We start from the raw sequence: 14,733 nt of genomic DNA, 5'->3' as shown, positions 1-14,733 counted from the left end.
TAAGTGTATACAAAGTTTCATTGAACATGACAATATTAAAATATGCCCAGGCTCTCAGTATATTTAAAGCAGGCAACGTTTGAGCAGGGGGCAGAGTTTACGATAAAATAACAAAAAAGATTATTATGAGGTGATAAGCAATGAGTATTTTAAAAAATGACTGGGCTCCTTTATTAGAAGAAGAATTTCAAAAAGACTATTACATACAGCTTCGAGAATTCTTAGTGGATGAATATAATCACCACACTATTTACCCTGATAAATATGATATTTTTAACGCTTTACACTATACGGATTATAAAAATGTAAAAGTTGTCATATTGGGACAAGATCCTTATCATGGACCAAATCAAGCGCATGGACTGAGCTTCTCTGTTCAACCAGGAGTAAAAACACCGCCTTCTTTAGTGAATATTTACAAAGAGCTGAAAAATGAAATGGATTATCACATTCCGAATAACGGTTATTTAGTCAAATGGGCAGAACAAGGTGTTCTTTTGCTTAACACTGTTTTAACAGTTAGAAAAGGAGAAGCGAATTCTCACAAAGGAAAAGGATGGGAACAGCTGACCGACCGCATTATTGAATTAGTGGCACAAAAAGAGGAGCCCGTCGTGTTTTTGCTGTGGGGCAAGCATGCACAAGCTAAAAAAGAGCTTATTCATCATTCGCACCATTTAATTTTAGAAAGCCCTCACCCTAGCCCATTTTCGGCTAATCGAGGCTTTTTTGGCAATAATCACTTTCAACGAGCAAATGAGTTTTTGCTCCAACACGGACGTCAATCTATTGATTGGCAAATTGATGATGTGTAAAAGTGAGCATTTCATGAAGATTAGCTTCAGACATAGCCTCCTATTTCATCTTTTGATAAAATAGCTGTATAAAGTCATATTGAATGTAAGATGAGGTGTCTACATGGATATAAAAATGACGCAGCTCCTTGACAAAATTAGTGCAGAAGTACAAAAAGCAAAGCACCATTCGAATAGTGCGAACGTTCGAGATCAATTGGTTGCCATAAAAGCACTGTGTGAGCTTGCATTAGATCAAAATGAAGAGGTTCCAGTATCGAAACCTGTCTCGGTTTCAAAACCTGTGGTAATGTCTTCACCGGAAATTATGCAATCGCCTGAGATTATGCAGCAACAGATTATTCAGTCATCCAAACCTAATTTTGAGGGAACGAAATTGAAATCAGATGATGCAAACGGCGATAGTTTGTTTGATTTCTAAAGTGAGGAGAAAAAAATGAAACTATTTTTAATAATCGGTGCAATCAATGCGATGTTAGCGGTTGCTCTTGGTGCTTTTGGAGCACACGGGTTAGAAGGGAAAATCTCAGAGAAGTATTTAGAGGTATGGAAAACAGGAGTGCAGTACCAGATGTTCCATGCAATGGGGCTGTTTGTCATTGCGTTTCTATTAAACAAATTTCCTCAGTCTTCTTTGTTAACAGCTTCGGGCTGGATTATGTTCGCAGGGATTGTGCTGTTTTCAGGCAGTCTTTATGTATTAAGTACGTCCGGCATTAAAGTTCTCGGCGCAATTACTCCGCTAGGTGGAGTAGCGTTTATTGTGGCTTGGATTTTAATTGTTGTTGCAGCTGTAAAATGGCTATAAAAAAACCCCTGAAAAGGGGTTTTTTTAACGCGGAGAATAATTGCTCAACTGCTGGCCTCCACCGCTAAACGGATAATTATATTTGATTGGACCCTCAAAAGTAATGTAATCGAGATAAACCATAAGCAGTAAATAACGGGTGCCAGTTTGCGGATCACTTAAAATGATATGATCGCGTCCGGCTGCTTCAATTTCTCCTCTAAAGACCTTCGCGTTCCACTGCGTATTATTTTCAAACGTCATATATACAGTCGCTATTTTCCCTCGATTTAAACGTAAAATATTTTCAATATATGATTCTTCAATGGGCAGTTGATTTGGGTCTTGGGGTGCACCACTGCCTCCAGAAGAGGTAGGGGGCGGACCTCCTTGGCTTTGCCCTTGAACCTGCTGGCCTCCTGGTTGGGGCTGCTGCGGCTGAGGCATATAATAAGGGTAGTTTGGACTCATATACGGATTTTGCATATATTGCTGTTGCGGTTGATTAGACTTTGGTTTTTTCATAGGAACCTCCTTCAAACAAAAAGAAATTAGTAAACTCCTGGACAATCAGCTTGAGTTGGTGCAAAGAAACAGTGAGATTTAAATCGTCCTGTGTTATTTTGGTTATACCATTGAGCAGGACAGTCGCCGCTGGGCTTGAAAAACCACAGTGAGTTTTCCGCGGGGTTAAAACGTTCTCCTCTTAATACACGTCGTGCAAGTGTAATTTCAGACTGGCGGGCACGCTGGTAAAAGTAGCCTTTTTGAGTTGCTTCAAATCCGCCTGGGTTTTGAAACACCATCTGACGAATGGTTCTTATATTTCTAAAATCCAAACAGGGAGCTTTAGCGCGGTTCACGCCTACATTTCCTACCAGTAACATCCCTTGTTTTCCTTCACTTTCAGCTTCAGCTCGAATGAGTCTGGCTAGGAGCTTAACATCTTCTTCGTTGTGTGCAACCACTGCCATTATCCCAACTCGCTTACTTGTGACACTGTTGTATATATATGGTCCTGTCAGTGAGAATATGCCATGGCTAGAAAATAAAAAACCTGTTTCCAAGTGGAAACAGGTTTTTTACAGGTGAAGCTCATTGATGTTCATTGCTCTAGGCGTTACAAAAGAGATGAACGCTTTTCCGGCTTAGTTTAAACGTGTAAAAAGCGTGCAATAGCTTCTTCTTTTAATAAATTTCCGACAAAGAAGCTTCCAAATTCCCCGTAGCGAGCACTTACTTCGTCAAAACGCATTTCGTATACTAATTTTTTAAATTGAAGTACGTCATCTGCAAAAAGAGTAACGCCCCACTCGTAATCATCAAAACCAACAGAACCCGTGATGATTTGCTTTACTTTTCCAGCGTATTGACGTCCAATCATTCCATGACTGCGCATTAAACTGCGTCGTTCTTCCATAGGAAGCATGTACCAATTGTCATTTCCTTGACGACGTTTATCCATTGGATAAAAGCAAACATGACTAGCTTTTGGTAAAGTTGGATATAGTCTAGCTTGGATTTGAGGATTTTCATAAGGATCCTCACCGGCAGGTAAGTAGTTGCTTAATTCAACTACTGATACATATGAATAAGTAGGAATGGTAAACTCAGCAAGCTTTGTTTTATTAAATTCTGTTTCAATTTCATTTAGTTCTTCCATAGTAGGACGAACAAGCATTAGCATAAAATCTGCTTTTTGACCGACAACAGTATATAAAGCATGACTGCCTTGCTGTTCAGCTTCAGTTCCTTTCCATTTCTCAATCAATCCTAAAAATTCATGGATAGCCGCTTGACGATCATCGCTTGATAACTGCTTCCAAGCGCCCCAATCGATTGAACGGAAATCATGAAGTGCATACCAACCGTCTAATGTTTGTGCTGCTTCTGCCATTTCGTTTCACTCCTATTGTCCGATTATGATAAATTCCAATTCTACTATATCATAGTTTGTCCGAAGATCTGGAATGAAAAACCTGTGATTTTATGACTAAACTTTAAACAATTGTCACAAAGTAAAAACAGGTTTTATTTTAAGTGATAGCGGAAAATTAAGAATTAAAAGACTTTTTTGTAATCATGGATTCTTGAAGGACATGCCTTTGATTTTTAAAAAAAGTGGAGTATCCTATTATGAGAAAAGTTTTTTACATATCGAGGAGGATTTACTTTGAGTGATTTATTTACAGGTTTAAAACAAAAAGTATCAGCTAGCGATGTATCAATCGTATTCCCAGAGGGATTAGATGAGCGCGTATTAGGTGCTGTTTCTCGTTTAGCTGCCGACAATATCTTAAAGCCTATCGTTGTTGGAAATAAAGACGCTGTAGCATCAAAAGCAGCAGAACTAAACGTAAAATTAGACGGTGTTGAGGTTTTGGATCCTCAAAGCTACTCTGAATTTGATGAAATGGTTGCAGCATTTGTTGAGCGTCGTAAAGGCAAGGCAACAGAAGAAGATGCTCGCAAAATTTTATTAGATGAAAATTATTTTGGCACAATGCTTGTTCACATGAACAAAGCTGACGGTCTTGTAAGCGGAGCTGCTCATTCTACAGCAGACACAGTGCGACCTGCTCTACAAATTATCAAAACAAGACAAGGTGTTAAGAAAACATCTGGCGTATTTATCATGGTTCGCGGCGACCAAAAATACGTATTTGCTGACTGTGCAATCAATATTTCACCTGACAGCCAAGATTTAGCTGAAATTGCTATCGAAAGTGCTCGTACAGCTGAAATGTTCGATATCGATCCTCGTGTTGCTATGCTAAGCTTCTCAACAAAAGGATCAGCAAAATCTCCGGAAACAGAAAAGGTAGCAAACGCAGTAGAAATTGCAAAAGAATTAGCACCAAGTGTAACATTAGACGGCGAATTCCAATTCGATGCAGCATTTGTTCCTTCTGTAGCTGAAAAGAAAGCACCAGGTTCAGTGATCAAAGGAGATGCAAATGTATTTGTATTCCCAAGCCTTGAAGCAGGTAACATTGGTTACAAAATTGCACAGCGCTTAGGAAACTTCGAAGCAGTAGGTCCAATCTTACAAGGTCTAAACAAACCGGTAAACGATCTATCTCGCGGTTGTAACGAAGAAGATGTGTACAAGCTTGCTTTAATCACAGCAGCTCAAGCACTTTAATAAAAAAAACTCCGTCCTAGGGCGGAGTTTTTTTATTCGGCTAATGAACCCAATGCTTTTTCGTTGCGGTCATACATGCGCTGCAGCTGCGTCTCAAACAGCTCTTGTTCGGTAGCATTTAAAGGCATATTTACAAGAGAAGCGCTCATGCTAATTAGTGTTTGCAATAAAAGCAGCATGACATCAGAAACGGTTAAATCAATCTGTAATAGCTCAGATAGAGAAGCCATTGTATGGGGCTGGATATCTGGATATGAAAATTTAGTTTCCGTGTTTTGGAGACCTTTTTTGTAAAACTCTCGAATGAGAGAAGCGCGTTTAGAGCCGCTTCCGTTAACGCATAAGTAAATTTGTACAGCCACTCCGCCGCGAACGCGTCGCTGTGAAATGCCTGCAAACTTTTGATTACGAATGCTTAAATCAAAGCTGCCAGGGCAATAGGAGCCTACGATTTCCTTCGCTTCAATTGCGGTACCGTAAGATGCAAACATGATCTTAATCAAATCAAACATGGCTTCATAGCCACGATCAATATCAATTCCTTTTTCGGCATCTGGAAAAATTAAAGAAATGTTTAGAACATCCTGATCAAGTACGACAGCGAGGCCGCCTGAATTGCGGACGATTGTTTTATACCCTTGTTCATGTAAATAAGCTGCACCTTCAGCTAGGTGAGGGAGCTTTGTATCTTGAATGCCTAATACAATCGTATCGTGATGAACCCATGAGCGCATGACAGCTGGAGATTCACCTTTTCCAACGGTTGTACAAAGCGTGTCATCGATGGCAAAAGAATGACGGGCATCAAAATGAGGACCTAGACTGGATTGATCAATAATACGCCAAGCGGGCTGTGCTAAAAGTTTTAAACTATTCTGCTGCATATCTCAAACCCCTTTATAAACAGTAAACGAACATATTATAGCATAAAGGCGTCATATCATTGTCTGTAAAATAGAAAAAGAAGAAAGAAGAGCCAAGTTTGGCATCCCTCTTTCTTCGTTCGTATAGCTTATTCAGCCATTTTCTCAAGATTTCCGTTACGATCCATTTTAAACGTAGTAGAAGAACGTTCTTCTTCATCAAATAGAGCTAACTTCCGCGCACGGTTCATGATTTGCATTAATGTTTCATAGTCTTCTTGAATAGTAGTAGCATTAGCTTCGAGATGTTTGATTTGTTTTTCCAACTCTGTGTTTTTCTTAGCTAACTCTGAATTTTCTTGCATCAAGCGTTTGTTTTCGCTTTGCAATGCCTGTAAATTGCTCGCTTGATTTGGCATTGTTTGCAAAAAGCGAATAACGTCAGCCATTGAAAGCTCTTCACTGCTGCTTTTTTCTACTTGTGTTTCAGATAAGCTATATGTTGCTGTAGGTGCAGACATCATTTGTTCCACATGCTCTACAGATGCTGGTGGCGTATATAATAATTTCTTTTTGCCTTGCTCTTGTCCAAGTGCACGCATGCGCTGTTTTCGCTGTTTTTTAGCTAGCTGCAGAGCTTTTTCATACTGATGGCGTACCACAGCATTCCATCTGAATCCACATGCTGCTGACGTTCGATTTAATTCATCTCCAACTTCTTCAAACGCATTCAGCTGCGTACTTCCTTCGCGGACATGGCGCAATACTGTTTCAGCTAATAATAAGTCGTTTTCTTCTGTCCAAGCATCTTGTCTATCTTTCACTTTGTTCACTCCTCTATTTTCCATGACTCATAGTAATCATGTTTTGTAGTATCATCATGTACAAAAAATCCATACTTTATACCATTTCTTCTAGGAGTATGATAGATTTTGCTTCTTTCTTTAACTTGCATCGGACTTCAAATAGGGGTAAAATACCCCTTAGACAAAAGGATGAACCAATTTTGAAAGGATTGTGTCAACATGGCAAATGAATTTAGAATTTGTGATGATTGTCAGGCAACAAACGTCAAAACGTTGTTACCTCGACTTAAAAAAATAGATGAACAAGCTGAAGTACAAATCGGCTGCCAGTCTTACTGCGGGCCCGGACGTAAAAAGTCATTTGCATTTGTAAATAACCGTCCTGTAGCAGCGCCAACAGAGGATGAACTAATCGAGAAGATTGAGAAAAAAGTAAAAAAATAGATAGTGAAACAATAAATAGCTGCTTTTCTGCTACTTATTTGTCGAACGAGCTTCTTACAAACAGAATCGCCTTGTTTGTTAGGTAAATCACCTTGGTTGCTTGACAAGGTGATTTTTTATTCTGAATAGGAAAATAGGAAGTGAGTGTCGAAAAATTATAGCAACAACAAAGTGAAGATAGAGAGGTATGTAAATGACATATCCTAATGAAAAACTCAGTGAAGAAAAAGTATTTAAAGATCCTGTTCACCGCTATATCCATGTAAGAGATCGTGTTATTTGGGAGCTAATTGGGACAGCCGAATTTCAAAGGCTGCGTCGTATTAGACAGCTAGGAACGACATACTTAACGTTTCATGGGGCTGAGCACAGCCGTTTTAGTCATTCCTTAGGTGTTTATGAAATTGTGCGCCGTATTATTGATGACGGCTTTCAAGGACGCCCTGAATGGAATGAAGATGAGCGTCTTCTTTGTCTTTGTGCTGCTTTACTGCACGATTTAGGTCACGGTCCGTTTTCACATTCGTTTGAGAAGGTTTTCCACTTAGATCATGAAGAGTTTACCCAAGCCATTATCGTAGGTGACACAGAGGTAAATCAAGTGTTGACGAAAGTAGGAAAGGATTTTCCTAAAAAAGTGGCCGAAGTAATCGCGAAAACATATGAAAATAAGCTTGTCGTTAGTTTAATTTCCAGTCAAATTGATGCAGATCGCATGGATTATTTGCAGCGTGATGCGTATTACACAGGAGTAAGCTACGGTCACTTTGATATGGAACGAATTCTTCGTGTTATGCGTCCTCGGGAAGACCAAGCCGTGATTAAACACAGCGGTATGCATGCGGTTGAAGATTATATTATGAGCCGCTATCAAATGTACTGGCAAGTGTATTTTCATCCTGTTACGAGAAGTGCTGAAGTGATTTTGACAAAAATTTTACATCGTGCAAAAGAGCTCCATCATCATTACTATGAGTTCAAGCAGGAGCCAACTCATTTTTATTCGATTTTTGAAGAAGAAATATCGCTAAAAGAGTATTTGAAATTAGATGAATCTGTTATTTTATTTTATTTTCAAGCGTGGGAAGAAGAAGAGGATGAAATTTTATCTGATCTATGCCGAAGATTTATGAATCGTCAGCTTTTTAAATACATTGAGTTTAATCCGAATTCACAAATGAAGATGTGGATGGAGCTTACAACATTATTTAAAAAAGCGGGTATTAACCCAGATTATTATTTAGTCGTCGATTCTTCGAGCGACTTACCATACGATTTTTATCGACCGGGTGAAGAGGAAGAACGTTTGCCGATTCATCTGTTGATGCCAAATAATGAAGTGCGTGAATTATCACGTCAGTCGGAGATTGTTGAAGCAATTTCAGGGAAAAAGAGAACCGATCATAAATTATATTTTCCACAAGATCTCATTGATCAATTGTCGTCTAAGCGAAAAGTTAAAGATCAGATTATAAACTTACTAAAAGGAGATCAGAGTTAAATAGTATAGGAGTTGAAGGGGCTGTGTTAAACGATCACGCAAAGATTGTGAAAGTATTTTCCGCGGCGGGAGAAGTTGTTGGCAGAAAAAAGTTACAAAAGATGATATTTATCGGAAAAAAACTGAAGTTTCCTTTTTATGAAAAGTATAATTTTCACTTTTTTGGACCTTATTCTGAGGAATTAACGCTTCGAATTGAAGAGCTGTGTAACTTAGGCTTTTTAAGTGAAATTAAAGAGAAAAAAGGCGGGTATATGCAGTATCGCTACGTATTAACAGAAGCGGGAGAAGGATTTTTAAGTCACTATGACTTAGAGCTTCCACACTTGCAGGAATGTATGAAGGATATGAACGAACAAAGCTCTAAATTTTTGGAGCTCGTCTCTACGATTTTATATTTTGATAATTTACCTAAAGAAGAAGTAAAAGAAAAAGTGTTTACGTTAAAGCGTAAGCAAAATTATACAGAAGAAGACATTGCAGAAGCATACGAATATATTGAAAAACTTCAGGCAACTCTGTCTGTGCATTAAAAAGATGCCATAGGTCAACTCCTATGGCATCTTTTTTATGTAGGCGTTATTGATCGCTCATGCGCTTGCCCGCTACAGCGTAATGGTTTTTAGACATTTCTTCGATGATAATGGATACTTTTTCAGGTGATGCACCTGTTGTTTCTACAACAGCATCGGTTACTTTTTCAACAAGAGCTCTTTTTTGATCATCTGTACGCCCCTCAAGCATCTTAACAGTTACAACTGGCATAATGTGTACACTCCTTTTTGGTCAGTATATGATTAGTGTACCCGTTTTCTGAATAAAATGACAGTATGAGGTAGTGATGCAGGTCATAATCTGTAGTATACTTTTATCATAACATCGATGCAGAAAACCAAGTGTGGCCAAAGGGAGCCCATATCTGGTTTTTGAGACCTTTGAGGCCATATTCAAGAAGCCTTGTATCCTTTTTAGCGTAAGCAAACGTTTTATCTAGTAGATATGATGTGTAGAAATTATTTTAAAATAAAGGAGATAAAGAGTGGAACATTTTTTAGCTTTTTCATTGCAAGACCTTCCTTACGTGGTGATGACCCTTATTGTTGCATTCACACTGCATGAGTTTGCACATGCGTATGTAGCTTATTTATTTGGAGACCACACGGCTAAAAAGCAAGGAAGGCTAACGCTTTCTCCGCTGGCTCATTTAGATCCATTTGGAACGCTTTTGTTAATTATCGCAGGTTTTGGGTGGGCGAAGCCGGTTCCTGTTAATCGCTATTTCTTTAAAAAGCCTCGTTTAGCTGGTATTCTAGTATCGATAGCGGGACCGTTTAGCAACTTGGTGTTGGCATTTATCGGCTTGCTTATTTACTATTTGATGAATAATGCCGCAGTGGACAACGATGCGCTTTATCGTTTTGTTACATTATTTATTCAAATAAACCTAACACTAGGTGTATTTAACTTGTTGCCTTTTCCGCCTTTAGACGGCTACCGCGTGATTGAAGACCTCGTTCCGCCGTCTACGCGAGCTAAAATGACGCAGTATGAGTCTTGGGGTATTTTTGTATTTTTGATTCTTGTGATTACACCTCTGGATCGAATTGTGATCTGGCCGCTTCTAAACGGAGCAGCAACGTTTGTTATGAATATCTTTCAGCAGATATTAGCACCACTGATTTAATGAATAGAGGAGGCTTACTATGACTCAGCCAAAAAAGAAAAGTATAGGATTTAATATCATAAAAGACGATTCAACCGACGGCCACGGTGGCTACGGAGTTGGAGCGTTAAGTTTAGAAAACATTTCACCCGTTTTTGTTTGTCCGAGCGACGAAGAAGTATTTGTGGATATCGGTGCGATGCATGCAAGAAGTGTAGTAGAAAAAGGAATTAAGTTCTTACCGAATAAAGACGAGGTGCCAAATGGCAAGTTATATTGGCTTGTATGGGTAACGATTGATCGTAAGCAAGAAGGACCTTACTACGCAGGTATGACAGCATGTGAAATGACCGTTGATCGTGAAATTCGCCGCGGCTATAAATCACTTCCTGAACATGTGAACAAAATGGATAAATCTTTAAAACGACGCATTATGGTAGAAGAGATGGATAACAAGTCTAAGGCTTTGCTTCGCGAGTTTTTGAAGTCTCATAATGAAGAAATTTGGACATTATCTAATGATGACTTAAAAGAAGCGCTTCAAACATCGTAATGCTAAAAAAAGCTTAAGGCCTTGGCCTTAAGCTTTTTTTAATCAAACCATTTTGGTAGCCAATGAAACTTTTTATTCTCTGCTTCATGCTGTTTTTTCTTCGTTTTTGCTGCATGATCGATGTGATCAGTACAATATGTTTTTGGCTGTGTTCCAGTTAAATAATAAGCTTTATATTGAACAGGGCATGATTTGGATGCTAACTTTCCATTTTGAGGATTAATGTTTACGCTCATTAATCCGCTTGGTGCTTTAAACTTTTCTTTTTTCTTCCCTTTTAAGGCCTCTTCCATAAATAATGCCCACATTTTTTTTGCGTATCCTTTTTCAGCTACATCATCCATTGTTCTTCCTTGATCATATCCAACCCAAACGCCTGAAACGAGCTGGGGAGAGTAGCCAATCATCCAGCTGTCCGTAGAGGTTGTGCCGGATTTTCCCGCGTAAGGACGAGATACATATTTAGAAATAGGCTTTCCTGTGACGGTTGTATAGCCATTTAGCTTTTGATTAAACATGCCTGTCATTAAATGGGTAGTAAGAAAAGCATAGCGCTTATCAATGACTTGTTTCTGTTCGGAAGGAGCTTGATAAACAACTTCTCCGTCATGGGTTTCAATTCGTTTAATAAATGTTGGACGAATTTCTTTTCCGCCATTAGCTAAGATGCCGTACGCATTAACCATATCAATAACTTTCACAGGCGAAGTTCCAAGAGCTAAAGATGGAACTTTCTTTAAAGGTGATGATATTCCAAGTGTTTTAGCAGTTTCAATTAAGCGGTTTTCCCCAATAAACAAATGCGTTTTTACGGCATAAATGTTGTCTGAAAGTGCGATGGCTTGAGCCATTGTAATAGGAGCATCCGCATAATAATTGTGATAGTTGCTAGGCGTGTATGTCGAAACGCCATCTTCCAATTTGAACGTCGTTTCTTCACTTTTCATTGGAGTAGATTCAGTAAAACCATCTTTTAACGCCGCATAGTATAAAAATGGCTTCATCGTTGAACCAGGCTGTCTTATTGCTTGAGTCGCGCGATTAAACGGGCTCTTTTCATAATCTCTTCCACCAATAAGAGCTTTCACTTGTCCATTTTTAGGATTCATCGCAACAAATGCACTTTGTACGTCTGAAGAGCTGCTGATAACATCCTTCATTTTTTCTTCAGCTGTTCGCTGCATCTTTTCATCCAGCGTTGTATAAACGCGAAGTCCATTTGTGTAAATCATGGTTTCATCAATGCCTAAATCTTGCTTTAATTCTGCTAGCGCTGCATCCATAAAGTAAGAAGCATCTTCTTTATTAGGATCTTTTTCGGCAGGCTTTGTGAATGCTAGAGGTGTTACAAGCGCTTTTGTTGCTTGCTTGGCTGTGATAATTCCATCCTCTTTCATAAGAGATAAAATGATATTTTGTCGTTTTTTTGCATTTTCTTGATGAATAAGAGGAGAGTAGTAGCTAGGGCCTTTTGGAATACCTGCTAACATACTCGCTTCACTTAATGTCAAATTTTTGGCATGCTTATCAAAATACAGCCTAGCCGCCGCTTCAATTCCATAAGCTCCATGGCCGTAGTAAATCGTATTCATGTAGCCTTCTAGAATTTGGTCTTTACTATAGTTCATTTCTAAACGAATCGTATACAGAGCTTCTTGAAGCTTTCGAGTCCACGTTTTGTCGTGCTCTAAAAACAAGTTTCGTGCATACTGCTGAGTAATGGTACTCGCACCCTGTACTTTCCCCATAGCTTTTATATCAGCTACAACTGCTCCGGCGATTCGATGCATATCAAAGCCGTGATGCTCATAGAAACGCTTATCTTCAACGGCTAAAGTCGCATCTTTTACGTAAGGTGAAATTTGATTAAGTGAAACCCAGTAGCGCTTTTGTCCATTGTGAACTTCATCAAGAACTTTACCGTTTGCTGAGTAGAAAACAGCTGTTTGAGAAACGTTTAGCGGAGGGGGGCCAGCGATTTTAGCGTAGAGAAAGATGCTTATGTAGGCAAACAATAATAAAGCCCCCGCTAATATACCAAGGACGAGAAGAATTCGGAAGATGCGTCTTGCCTTTTTTAAATGTTCGGTTAATACCGTTTCCATTTCTATTCACCACCAATATGTGTCACTATGCACCGTACATGTTGTTTTCAACACAACAAAATTCTATTAAAAGAGCGATGCAAGTAGATTCTAAAGCTTGTATCTATCATCAGTATGAAATAGAAAAGGTGGTTTTAAACCTGCATTGCTAAAAATTTTACTTGCTTTTTTGCTGAATTCATCTATACTTTTTTCATGTTTGTATAAATTATGTTAGGGTAATCTATGCATAGGTTAATTCTCAAAATAGAAGGGAAGAGTTTGAAATGGAATTATGGTTCACAGAAAAGCAAACAAAGAACTTTGGTATTACAGCTAAAATTAATCGCACTTTACATACAGAGCAAACGGAGTTTCAAAAATTAGACATGGTTGAAACAGAAGAGTTTGGTAACATGCTCTTACTTGACGGTATGGTTATGACAACGGAAAAAGATGAGTTCGTTTATCATGAAATGGTTGCGCATGTACCGTTATTTACGCATCCAAATCCAGAAAACGTACTAGTTGTAGGTGGAGGAGACGGAGGCGTAATCCGTGAAATCTTAAAACACCCAAGCGTAAAAAAAGCGACGTTAGTTGATATCGATGGAAAAGTTATTGAGTACTCAAAAAAATTCTTACCTTCAATTGCGGGCAAACTAGAAGATCCGCGTGTTGATGTACAAGTAGATGACGGATTTATGCACATTGCTAAAAGCGAGAACGAATACGATGTCATTTTAGTGGATTCAACAGAGCCAGTAGGGCCAGCTGTGAATTTATTTACAAAAGGATTCTATGCAGGTATCTCAAAAGCACTTAAAGAAGATGGTATCTTTGTTGCTCAATCGGACAATCCTTGGTTCACGCCAGAGCTCATCTCAAATGTTCAGCGTGATGTAAGAGAAATCTTCCCGATTACACGTCTATACGTAGCAAATATTCCAACATATCCAAGCGGTTTATGGACATTTACAATGGGTTCAAAGAAACATGATCCATTAGAAGTAAGCGAAGATCGTTTCTTCGATATTGATACAAAGTATTACACAAAAGAATTGCACAAAGCCGCATTTGCTTTACCTAAATTTGTGCAAGATCTTATTAAATAAGTTACCACATACAAGTGAGATGCCAGAGGTTTAAGGCTGGCATCTTTTCTATGAATAATGAAGGAGGAACAAAATATGCGTTTTGATGAAGCTTATTCAGGTAATGTATTTATCGGCAGTCACCCTGTTTTTGAAGAAAGTGAAGCGGTTCTTTACGGAATGCCAATGGACTGGACAGTTAGCTATCGTCCAGGTTCACGATTTGGCCCAACTCGTATTCGTGAAGTATCAATTGGATTAGAAGAATACAGCCCGTATTTAGATCGAGAGCTAGAGGAAGTAAAATATTTTGATGCAGGAGATATTCCACTTCCATTTGGGAATCCTCAGCGCAGCTTAAATATGATTGAAGAGTATATCGACCAGCTTTTAGCAGCAGACAAGTTCCCATTAGGCATGGGCGGAGAGCATTTGGTTTCTTGGCCTGTTATGAAAGCTATGTCTAAAAAATATCCGGATTTGGCCATTATCCATATGGATGCTCATACAGACCTTCGTGAAGAGTATGAAGGAGAACCACTTTCTCATTCCACTCCGATTCGTAAAGTTGCAGAACTAATCGGACCGGAGAATGTTTATTCATTTGGTATTCGCTCAGGAATGAAAGAAGAATTTCAATGGGCAAAAGAAAACGGCATGCATATTTCAAAATTTGAAGTTCTAGAGCCGTTAAAAGAGATTCTACCAACACTTGCAGGTCGTCCTGTTTATGTAACAATTGATATCGATGTATTAGATCCAGCGCACGCTCCTGGTACAGGAACAGTAGATGCGGGCGGTATCACATCAAAAGAGCTTTTAGCTTCTATTCACGCAATTGCTAAATCAGATCTTCGCATTGTCGGAGGAGATTTAGTAGAAGTAGCTCCAATTTATGATCCGTCTGAACAAACAGCTAATACAGCAAGCAAGCTTATTCGCGAAATGATCTTAGGCTGGGTACAAAAGAAATAAATA

Annotated in this window: 18 protein-coding genes; 11 read left to right on the top strand and 7 right to left on the bottom strand. The window is 38.9% G+C overall.

Annotated elements, in window-relative coordinates:
• Nucleotides 1–140 precede the first annotated feature (140 nt).
• The 3 genes from OK414_RS27060 (at nucleotide 141) to OK414_RS27050 (ending at nucleotide 1,623) form a co-directional block, all read left to right on the top strand.
• The gene (locus OK414_RS27060) at nucleotides 141–815 is read left to right on the top strand and encodes a uracil-DNA glycosylase (RefSeq protein WP_013085506.1); all 675 of its coding nucleotides are present in this window, start codon (nucleotides 141–143) and stop codon (nucleotides 813–815) included.
• A gap of 115 nt (nucleotides 816–930) precedes the next feature.
• Nucleotides 931–1,236, top strand: a complete 306-nt coding sequence (locus OK414_RS27055; protein WP_230586500.1) for a YwdI family protein — start codon at nucleotides 931–933, stop codon at nucleotides 1,234–1,236.
• A 15-nt stretch (nucleotides 1,237–1,251) separates the two neighbouring features.
• Nucleotides 1,252–1,623 carry a DUF423 domain-containing protein gene (locus OK414_RS27050; protein ID WP_013085504.1) on the top strand — a complete coding sequence of 124 codons (372 nt, stop codon included), beginning with the start codon at nucleotides 1,252–1,254 and terminating at the stop codon, nucleotides 1,621–1,623.
• Nucleotides 1,624–1,647: 24 nt separating this feature from the next.
• Here OK414_RS27050 and gerQ read toward each other — a convergent pair whose 3' ends face one another.
• The 3 genes from gerQ to hemQ form a co-directional block, all read right to left on the bottom strand.
• Nucleotides 1,648–2,127, bottom strand: coding sequence for a spore coat protein GerQ (gerQ, locus tag OK414_RS27045; RefSeq protein WP_013059855.1), 480 nt, complete (start codon nucleotides 2,125–2,127; stop codon nucleotides 1,648–1,650).
• Between the two features lie 26 nt (nucleotides 2,128–2,153).
• Nucleotides 2,154–2,576 carry a cell wall hydrolase gene (locus OK414_RS27040; protein ID WP_016765947.1) on the bottom strand — a complete coding sequence of 141 codons (423 nt, stop codon included), beginning with the start codon at nucleotides 2,574–2,576 and terminating at the stop codon, nucleotides 2,154–2,156.
• Nucleotides 2,577–2,755: 179 nt separating this feature from the next.
• Nucleotides 2,756–3,499 carry a hydrogen peroxide-dependent heme synthase gene (gene hemQ / locus OK414_RS27035; protein ID WP_013085502.1) on the bottom strand — a complete coding sequence of 248 codons (744 nt, stop codon included), beginning with the start codon at nucleotides 3,497–3,499 and terminating at the stop codon, nucleotides 2,756–2,758.
• A gap of 276 nt (nucleotides 3,500–3,775) precedes the next feature.
• Between hemQ and pta the strand changes: the two genes are divergently transcribed.
• Entirely contained in the window at nucleotides 3,776–4,747 is a 972-nt protein-coding gene (pta, locus tag OK414_RS27030) for a phosphate acetyltransferase (RefSeq protein ID WP_013059853.1), read from the top strand.
• Nucleotides 4,748–4,779: 32 nt separating this feature from the next.
• Here pta and OK414_RS27025 read toward each other — a convergent pair whose 3' ends face one another.
• Both OK414_RS27025 and OK414_RS27020 read right to left on the bottom strand, forming a co-directional pair.
• Nucleotides 4,780–5,631: a biotin/lipoate A/B protein ligase family protein gene (locus tag OK414_RS27025; protein ID WP_263045927.1), complete on the bottom strand. Its 852-nt coding sequence runs from the start codon at nucleotides 5,629–5,631 to the stop codon at nucleotides 4,780–4,782.
• Between the two features lie 128 nt (nucleotides 5,632–5,759).
• On the bottom strand, nucleotides 5,760–6,434 hold the full coding sequence (locus OK414_RS27020) for an RsfA family transcriptional regulator (RefSeq protein ID WP_306385871.1): 675 nt from the start codon (nucleotides 6,432–6,434) through the stop codon (nucleotides 5,760–5,762).
• Nucleotides 6,435–6,635: 201 nt separating this feature from the next.
• On the opposite strand from OK414_RS27020, the gene OK414_RS27015 reads away from it, so the two are divergent.
• From OK414_RS27015 to OK414_RS27005, 3 genes are all read left to right on the top strand, one after another.
• On the top strand, nucleotides 6,636–6,860 hold the full coding sequence (locus tag OK414_RS27015) for a DUF1450 domain-containing protein (protein ID WP_013059850.1): 225 nt from the start codon (nucleotides 6,636–6,638) through the stop codon (nucleotides 6,858–6,860).
• Between the two features lie 193 nt (nucleotides 6,861–7,053).
• Nucleotides 7,054–8,361 (top strand): HD domain-containing protein, encoded by a 1,308-nt coding sequence (locus OK414_RS27010; protein WP_013059849.1) that lies wholly within the window; start codon nucleotides 7,054–7,056, stop codon nucleotides 8,359–8,361.
• 23 nt (nucleotides 8,362–8,384) lie between these two features.
• Nucleotides 8,385–8,894, top strand: coding sequence for a YwgA family protein (locus tag OK414_RS27005; protein ID WP_013085498.1), 510 nt, complete (start codon nucleotides 8,385–8,387; stop codon nucleotides 8,892–8,894).
• A 46-nt stretch (nucleotides 8,895–8,940) separates the two neighbouring features.
• Here OK414_RS27005 and OK414_RS27000 read toward each other — a convergent pair whose 3' ends face one another.
• On the bottom strand, nucleotides 8,941–9,126 hold the full coding sequence (locus tag OK414_RS27000; RefSeq protein ID WP_013085497.1) for a 2-hydroxymuconate tautomerase: 186 nt from the start codon (nucleotides 9,124–9,126) through the stop codon (nucleotides 8,941–8,943).
• Between the two features lie 274 nt (nucleotides 9,127–9,400).
• On the opposite strand from OK414_RS27000, the gene OK414_RS26995 reads away from it, so the two are divergent.
• Entirely contained in the window at nucleotides 9,401–10,045 is a 645-nt protein-coding gene (locus tag OK414_RS26995) for a site-2 protease family protein (protein WP_016765944.1), read from the top strand.
• Nucleotides 10,046–10,064: 19 nt separating this feature from the next.
• Complete coding sequence (locus OK414_RS26990; RefSeq protein WP_013085495.1) at nucleotides 10,065–10,577, top strand: YwhD family protein; 513 nt, start codon at nucleotides 10,065–10,067, stop codon at nucleotides 10,575–10,577.
• 38 nt (nucleotides 10,578–10,615) lie between these two features.
• Here OK414_RS26990 and OK414_RS26985 read toward each other — a convergent pair whose 3' ends face one another.
• A complete protein-coding gene (locus tag OK414_RS26985) occupies nucleotides 10,616–12,682 on the bottom strand; it encodes a transglycosylase domain-containing protein (protein WP_034648241.1) in 2,067 nt (688 codons plus the stop codon).
• A 266-nt stretch (nucleotides 12,683–12,948) separates the two neighbouring features.
• Here OK414_RS26985 and speE point away from each other — a divergent pair, with 266 nt between their 5' ends.
• Nucleotides 12,949–13,776, top strand: a complete 828-nt coding sequence (gene speE, locus OK414_RS26980; RefSeq protein WP_013059843.1) for a spermidine synthase — start codon at nucleotides 12,949–12,951, stop codon at nucleotides 13,774–13,776.
• Nucleotides 13,777–13,851: 75 nt separating this feature from the next.
• Nucleotides 13,852–14,730, top strand: coding sequence for an agmatinase (gene speB / locus OK414_RS26975; RefSeq protein WP_034648244.1), 879 nt, complete (start codon nucleotides 13,852–13,854; stop codon nucleotides 14,728–14,730).
• Nucleotides 14,731–14,733 lie beyond the last annotated feature (3 nt).

This window comes from Priestia sp. JV24 (assembly GCF_025910025.1).
GTDB lineage: Bacteria > Bacillota > Bacilli > Bacillales > Bacillaceae_H > Priestia > Priestia megaterium.
The sequence above is the reverse complement of the archived record's forward strand: the minus strand, read 5'-3'. Positions and strand labels throughout refer to the sequence as shown.

Bases quoted from the DNA above. Each gene is read 5' to 3' on its own strand.
- OK414_RS27060 (WP_013085506.1), top strand. From the start codon at position 141: ATGAGTATTTTAAAAAATGACTGGGCTCCTTTATTAGAAGAAGAATTT.
- OK414_RS27055 (WP_230586500.1), top strand. From the start codon at position 931: ATGACGCAGCTCCTTGACAAAATTAGTGCAGAAGTACAAAAAGCAAAG.
- OK414_RS27050 (WP_013085504.1), top strand. From the start codon at position 1,252: ATGAAACTATTTTTAATAATCGGTGCAATCAATGCGATGTTAGCGGTT.
- gerQ (WP_013059855.1), bottom strand. From the start codon at position 2,127: ATGAAAAAACCAAAGTCTAATCAACCGCAACAGCAATATATGCAAAAT.
- OK414_RS27040 (WP_016765947.1), bottom strand. From the start codon at position 2,576: ATGGCAGTGGTTGCACACAACGAAGAAGATGTTAAGCTCCTAGCCAGA.
- hemQ (WP_013085502.1), bottom strand. From the start codon at position 3,499: ATGGCAGAAGCAGCACAAACATTAGACGGTTGGTATGCACTTCATGAT.
- OK414_RS27025 (WP_263045927.1), bottom strand. From the start codon at position 5,631: ATGCAGCAGAATAGTTTAAAACTTTTAGCACAGCCCGCTTGGCGTATT.
- OK414_RS27015 (WP_013059850.1), top strand. From the start codon at position 6,636: ATGGCAAATGAATTTAGAATTTGTGATGATTGTCAGGCAACAAACGTC.
- OK414_RS27010 (WP_013059849.1), top strand. From the start codon at position 7,054: ATGACATATCCTAATGAAAAACTCAGTGAAGAAAAAGTATTTAAAGAT.
- OK414_RS27000 (WP_013085497.1), bottom strand. From the start codon at position 9,126: ATGCCAGTTGTAACTGTTAAGATGCTTGAGGGGCGTACAGATGATCAA.
- OK414_RS26990 (WP_013085495.1), top strand. From the start codon at position 10,065: ATGACTCAGCCAAAAAAGAAAAGTATAGGATTTAATATCATAAAAGAC.
- OK414_RS26985 (WP_034648241.1), bottom strand. From the start codon at position 12,682: ATGGAAACGGTATTAACCGAACATTTAAAAAAGGCAAGACGCATCTTC.
- speE (WP_013059843.1), top strand. From the start codon at position 12,949: ATGGAATTATGGTTCACAGAAAAGCAAACAAAGAACTTTGGTATTACA.
- speB (WP_034648244.1), top strand. From the start codon at position 13,852: ATGCGTTTTGATGAAGCTTATTCAGGTAATGTATTTATCGGCAGTCAC.